Source organism: Herbaspirillum sp. SJZ099 (genome assembly GCF_007828355.1).
Taxonomy (GTDB): domain Bacteria; phylum Pseudomonadota; class Gammaproteobacteria; order Burkholderiales; family Burkholderiaceae_D; genus Herbaspirillum.
The window spans coordinates 522,760-529,841 of record NZ_VIUO01000003.1; the positions used below are offsets into that span (position 1 = coordinate 522,760).

Genomic DNA, 7,082 nt, shown 5'->3' on the forward strand with positions numbered 1-7,082 from the left:
GGAGTGCACATGGTAGCGATCGTGAGTGGCAATCATCTGGGGCTGTCCCTGGGTTCGTTGGGGGTATTGGGTCGCAGCGAAGGCGGGCAGGCGCGGCAGGGCAGCAGCGGCGAGCGGGTGTACATGAACGTGGCCACGGGCAACCTGGTGGTGCAGGATCTGGACGAGCAGCTGGCCGGGCGCGGCGGGGCGTACCAGTCGCTGCGCACCTACAACAGCCAGGGACAGTTGGCGGATGGGGCGCTGCACTGGTCCATCAACGGCGGGCGACGCACGCTGACGCTGACGGGAGCCTGGGGCCAGGCCGGCAGCAGCGTATTACGCACCGAGCGCGACGGGGCGCAGGCACGCCATGAGTGGGATGCCGGACGGCAAGCCTATGTGAGTACCGACGGCGGCGGCGCCTACCGGGAGATCGTGCGCGAAGGTACGGGCTATGTCTGGCGCGACGGCGCGGGCCGGCAAGAGCATTACGACGCTGGCGACGGCAGCCTGCGCAGCAGCCGCGATGCGCAAGGGCACACCACGCGCTACGACTACGACAGCCGGGGGCGGCTGGGTACGGTCACGCTGCCCTCGGGCGAGAAGACGCATTACGTCTACGATGGCCAGAACCTGGTGCAAGTGCGGGTGGAGACGGCCGAAGGCCGGCACGGCACGCGCCTGTACTACCGCTACGATGCGCAGCACCGGCTCACCGAAGCCATCGTCGACCTGAGTCCCGAAGATAACGACATCGCCGACGGCCAAGTCTATGTGACGCGCTACCGCTACGACGGCCACAGCGAGCGGCTGTCGGGCATCACGCAGGCCGACGGCAGCAGCCTGGCCTTCACTTATGTGCAGGAGGGCGACGCCTACCGGATCGCCTCGGTCACCGACGCCTTGGGCCACACGACGCGCTATGCCTACCAGGCCGGGCGCACCATCGTCACCGATGCCGTGGGCCAGCAGACGTGCTACGGCTACGACGCCGCCGGGCAACTGACCGACGTGGCGCAAGGCGACAGCACGGTGCGCTACGCCTATAACGCACGCGGCGACGTGGTCTCCATCACCGACGGCGCCGGGCGGACCACGGTCATGCGCTACGACGACAACGGCAACCAGGTGGCGCAAGAAGATGCGCTGGGCAACCTGGTGGAGCGGCGCTACGACCAGCGCAACCGGCTGGTATCGGAAACTCTGAGCCAGCGCAATGCGACGGGCCAGACGGCATCGCACACCACCCGCCATGTCTATGGCGAGGGCGATCAGGTGCGTTTCACCATCAGCGCCCAGGGACGCGTGACCGAATACCGCTACAACGCCGAGGGCGACCAAAGCGCCATCCTGCGCTATGCCCAGGAGGGGGCCGCCGGCCTGTTCGATCTCGCGCGGCAGCCGGCGCCGGACGAAGCCGCGCTGGCGGCCTGGGCCGCGGCCCAGCCGGCGCACCAGGGCACCCGCACCGACCTGGAATACGATGCGCGCGGCCAGCTGATGCGCCAGACCAGCTATGCCGCGCTGGACCAGGCCGGCCAGGGCGTAGCCGCCGGCGCCAGCGTGCTGCGCTATGTCTACGACCAGTCCGGCCGGCTGCTGCAGACGATCGACGGCAATGGCGGCACCACTGTCTACGGCTATGACGGCCTGGGCCGGGAGATGGTGCGCGACGAGCAGGGGCAAGTGACCCTGACGCGCTACGACGCCGCCGGCCGCACCAGCAGCACGGTGCACGCCAACGGCCTGACCACGCAACGCACCTATGATGCGGCAGGCCGCCTGCTGACGGTGTCGCACAGCGGCGCCGGCCAGGATCTGGGCACGACCCGGCATACCTACGACGCCCTGGGACGGCTGGTCATGCGCGAAGACCCCAGCGGGGCGCGCAGTTGGCTCTTCTACGACGCCCAAGGCAACAAGGCCGCCGATCTCGATGCGGCCGGTTTGCTCAGCGAGTACCGCTACGACGGCGCCGGGCAGTTGACGTTCAGCCTGTCCTACGCCACGCGCATCGATACGGCGCTGCTGCCGCACAGCGGGGTGCCGGCGCTGGAGACGCTGCGCCCGGCCCGCAGCCCCCAGGACCGCCTGGCCTTGCGCACCTACGATGCGGCCGGCCGCCCGGCCAAGGAGATCAACGCCCACGGCGCGGTAACCACGCTGCACTACGATGCGGCCGGCCGGCTGGTGCGCAGCACGTGCCACGCCACCCTGATCGACATCACGCACCTGGGCGAGCGGCCCGACGACAGCGCCATCATGGTCGCCTCGCATGCGCAAGACCGCAGCACGCGCCACTTTTACGATGCCGACGGCCTGCGGATAGCCACGCTGGACGCGGCCGGCTACCTCAGCGAATGGACCTACGACAGCGCCGGCCGGCAAACGCAGGCGCTGCGCCATGGGCAAGCCGTGGCGCAACGCCTGCATGAAGGCGATCTGGTGGCGCTGCAAGCCGCCGTCCAGGAGGGCGGGCAGACGCTTGAGCGCAGTATTTACAATGCCCGCGGGCAAGTCGTCGGCCAGGTCGATGCGCTGGGCTACCTCACCGAAACGATTTACGACGCCAACGGCAACGTGGCGCGGCGCATCCGCTACGCCATGGCGGCCAATGCCGGCAACAGCCTGGCCGCGTTGCGTCCGGCGCCCGATGCGCAAGACCGCAGCACCTCCTGCCGCTACGACGCGAGCAACCGCCTCATTGAAGAAACCGACTACCAGGGCAACATCACGCGCTACCGCTACGACGCCATGGGCAATGTGGTGGCCACCACGCGCGCGGTCGGCGCCCCCGAAGCCATCAGCCGGCTGGCGCAATACGACCTGCAAGGGCGCAAGATCGCCGAACTCAGCGCCCAGGGCGCGGCCCTGCTGCAAGAAGGCATGACGGCCGAACAGATCGAGCGCATCTGGCAAGAGCACGGCACGCGCCACAGTTATGACGCCCTGGGCCGCACAACCGCCAGCACCGACGCCAACGGCAACCGGACATCCTATGTCTATGACGCGACCGGCCGCTTGACGCACACCATCAACGCCCTGGGAGAAGTGGCCGAAACGCGCTACGACGCCTTCGGCCAGATCGTCGGCACGACCCGCTACGCGCGTCGCCTGGATCGCCAGGCATTGGCCGCCGGACTGTCCCTGAGCACGCTGGAAGCGGCGCTGTCGGCCCTGCGGCAAGACGCCGGCAACAGCGTGCATACCTACCGCTACGACAGCCAGGGCCTGCTGCTGGCGCAGCAGGATGCCGCCGGACTACAGACGCACTACAGCTACAACAGCTTCGGCGAGACGGTACGCGAAGAGCGCATCGACGGCCAGCGCCGCGTTATCCACACCAGCGAACGCGACCGGCGTGGCCTGGTCACGCACACGGTGCAGGATGCGGGCGGGCTGCACCTGACGAGCCGCCGCCAATTCGACGCCTGGGGCCGGGTCATCCAGAGCACCGATGCGCGCGGCAACGTCACCGGCCATCAATACGACCGCCTGGGCCGGCAGATCGTGCTCACCGACGCGCTGGGCGGCCGGGTGATGAGCACCTACGACGCCTTCGACCGCATCGTCAGCCACGACGACCGGGGCCGTCTCACCCGTTACCGCTACGACGCCGCCCAACGCAGCAGCGCCGTCACCACGGCCGACGGCGTGACGGTGACCACCACATTTAACCGTCATGGCCAACAACAGGAAGTCACCGACGGCCGCGGCCATGTGACCCGTTTCCGCTACGACGCCAACGGCAACCTGATTACCCAAGAGCACGGCGGCCAGACCCACACGCAACGCTATGACGCCGCCAACCGCCTGATCGAAACGGTGGATGAAGCCGGCCGGCGCACGGTACTGGGCTACGACGCGGCCAACCGGGTGATTGCCCGCACGGTCGATCCGGACGGGCTGAACCTGGTGACGCGCTATGCCTACGATGGGCAAGGCCGCCAGTTGAGCGTGACGCAACCGGGCGGACAGGTGACGCAGTTCAGCTATGACCCGGCGGGCCGCCTGGTGGCGCAGACGGTCGACCCCGACGGCCTGGCGCTGACGACCCGGCACGACTACGACGCCAGCGGCCAGGTGCTCCGCACGACGCAGCCCAATGGCAATGTCACCCGGTACACCTATGACAACGCCGGGCGCCGCATCGAAGAAACCATCGACCCGGACCGCCTGAAGCTGACGCGCCGCTACCGCTACGACGACGCCGGCAACCTCACGTACGTCACCGACGCCAGCGGCAACCTGACCCGTTACGCCTACGACGCCAATAACAGGCAAGTGTTGACCATCGACCCGCTGGGAGCGGTGCAAAGGAACGTCTACGATGGCGCCAGTGGCCGTGTCGCCGGTGTCATCCGGTACGCGCGCAGCATCGATGCCCGCCAACTGGCCTCCGCCCGGACATTGGCCGACCTCGATGCGCTGGTGCAGGCCGATGCCGCCGACCTGCGTCAATGGACCCGTTACGACGCCCAGGGCCGCATTCACCAGCAGATCGACGCCAGCGGCGCGGTGACCCGCTTCGACTACGACGCCAACGGCAATGTGACCGGCAAGACCCGGTACGCTACCTTGTTGACGGCGCAGCAGCGCCAGGCATTGAGCGACGGTGGGGCCATCGACATCGGCCGCCATGCGGACGACCTTGTTGAGCGCAGCGTCTACGACAGCCGCAACCGGCTGCGCTACAGCATCGACGCCCTGGGCAACGTGACCGAACAGCGTTACGACGCCGCCGGCCAGCTAAGTGAGAGGATCGCCTACGCCCGGCCAGTAGCTGCCGATGCCGGGGATGACGAAGCGGCGCTGGCCGGCAAGCTCCAGGCCAGCGGCGAAGACCGCCATACGCGCTACGTCCACGACATGGCCGGGCGCCTGCGCTACGAGGTCGACGCCCAAGGCAGCGTGACCGAACGACGCTACGACGCCAACGGCAATCTACAGCAACAGATCGGCTACGCCCGGTCGTTGCATGCCGGGCCGGGCCCGTTGACGGAAGCGGCCATGGCGGCGGCCCTGCAGCCCAATGCTGCCGATCGTAGCGTCACCACCCTGTACGACGCGGCCAACCGTGCCCAATACAGCACCGATGCCTTGGGGTATGTAACGCACCACAGCCATGACGCCAACGGCAATATCATCAAGACCGTGCGCCATGCCCAGGCGGCCAGCGTGGTGCGCGACGCCGACGGCAAGCTGCAACTGCAAGCGCTCGTCGCCTCGGCCCAGGATCGCACCGAATACCGCCACTACGATGCTGCCGGGCGTCTGCGCTTCAAGATCGACGGCTTGGGCCATGTGGAGGAAACGCGTTATGACGCGGCGGGGCGCATTACCGATCTGGTGACATATCGGGAAGCGCTGGCAGACAGTGTGGATCGTGGCGATCAAGTTGCGATCATGCAAGCGTTAGCGAACAGGCAGATACATGTCTCGCGCTACACCTACGACGCCGCCGGCAACCTGATCCAAAGCACCGACGCCCTGGGCCACAGCGAAACGTCCACCTACGACACCCATGGCCGTCGCATCAGCTTCACCAACAAGCTGGGCGGCACGACCTGGTACGCCTACGACGCGCTGGGTCGCCTGGTCAGCGAAACCCTGCCGGTGCAGGCGCCAGGTCGCGATGGCCTGGCGCAAGCCATCGTCAACCGTTTCGGCTACGACGCCTTCGGCAACCGTACCGTAACCATCGAAGCCGCCGGCCTGGCCGAACAACGCATTACCCGCTATACCTTCGACGCCGCCGGCCGTCCCCTGAACCGCATCAGCCAAAGCACGCGCATCTACGTGGCCGGCCAGGGCTGGCAAGAGGTCGCCCCAACCGAAACCACCCGTTACGACAGCTTCGGCAACCTCATCGCCAAGACCGACGCCAACGGCCACACCACCCGTTACTACTACGACGCCGCCAACCGCGTCATCGGCGAAGTGGGGCCGACCGGGGCCTATATCGCCCGCCAATACGATGCCGCCGGCAACATGACCGTGCAGCGCAGCTATGTCGACCTGATCGACTTGCCGGCCGGCGACACCTTGCCCGTTCCCGTCAACGAGAACCGCTACCGCGAGCTGCGCTTTACCTACGACGCCAATGGCCAATTGCTGGAAACCCTGCAGGCGCAAGTGGGCTATGCCGAGCTCGACAGCAGCACTGGTAATTTCCTCTACCAGACCGGAGATATCGTCACCCGCACCGCCTACAACGGCCTGGGCCAGGCGGTGATGAACCAGGATGCGCAAGGCCGGCGCAGCTATCTGTACTACGATGTGCTGGGACGCAAGATCCTCGCCATCGATGTCGCCGGCTATGCCATTGGCTGGCAATACGACGCCGCCGGCAATGTGCTGCGCCAGCACGCCTATGCCCAGCGGTTGGATCCTGCCAATCCCTGGTCCGAGAGCAGCGATGCGCAAGACCTGCAGGCCCGGCTCGCCGCCGATGCGCGCGACCGTATCACCGGCTTTGAGTACGACGCCCTGGGCCGGCAAACCGCCGAGATCCGCCGCAATGCCGGCAACGCCAGCGTCCAGGCCAACGGTCAATTGACTGAACAGAGTGGCGACGCCGTCACCCGCAGTTCCTACAACGCCAATGGCGACCTGATGGCTAAAACCGACGCCATTGGCAACACCACCCAGTGGGAATACGACCTGCAAGGCCGCAAGACGGCGACCTTGCTGCCCACCGCCACCGACCATACTGGCCAAGCAATACGCCAGACCACGCGCTACCAGTACAACGGCTTGCACCTGCTGACGCAGGAGACGGTGGAAGGCAGCGGCGCGGATGTCGCCCGCATTACCCGCCACGCCTACGACGCCGCTGGCCGCAGAGTCAGCCAGACGCTGGCCAATGGCGAAGTGATCCGCTACGGCTACGACGCCCAAGGCAACACCACCGCTGAAATCATCGACCGCCGGCAAGCTGATGGTAGCGTGCTGCATGAGATGACCAGCATCGCCTACGACGGCGCCCATCGCGAGATCCGGCGCTGACCGGCCTGAAACAACTGGTCCAGACTTAAAGTTAGTCTAAGCGGCAAGCCGCAGTGGTGCTGGGGTTGTTGCCGGCAGCGTAGCCTGCGGTG

The 7,082-nt window shown here is 67.1% G+C and carries 1 protein-coding gene; it reads left to right on the forward strand.

Annotated features, from left to right (window positions below; genetic code table 11):
- Window positions 1-21: 21 nt before the first annotated feature.
- Window positions 22-6,990 (forward strand): hypothetical protein, encoded by a 6,969-nt coding sequence (locus tag FB597_RS10235; RefSeq protein WP_186442763.1) that lies wholly within the window; start codon window positions 22-24, stop codon window positions 6,988-6,990.
- Window positions 6,991-7,082: the final 92 nt, after the last annotated feature.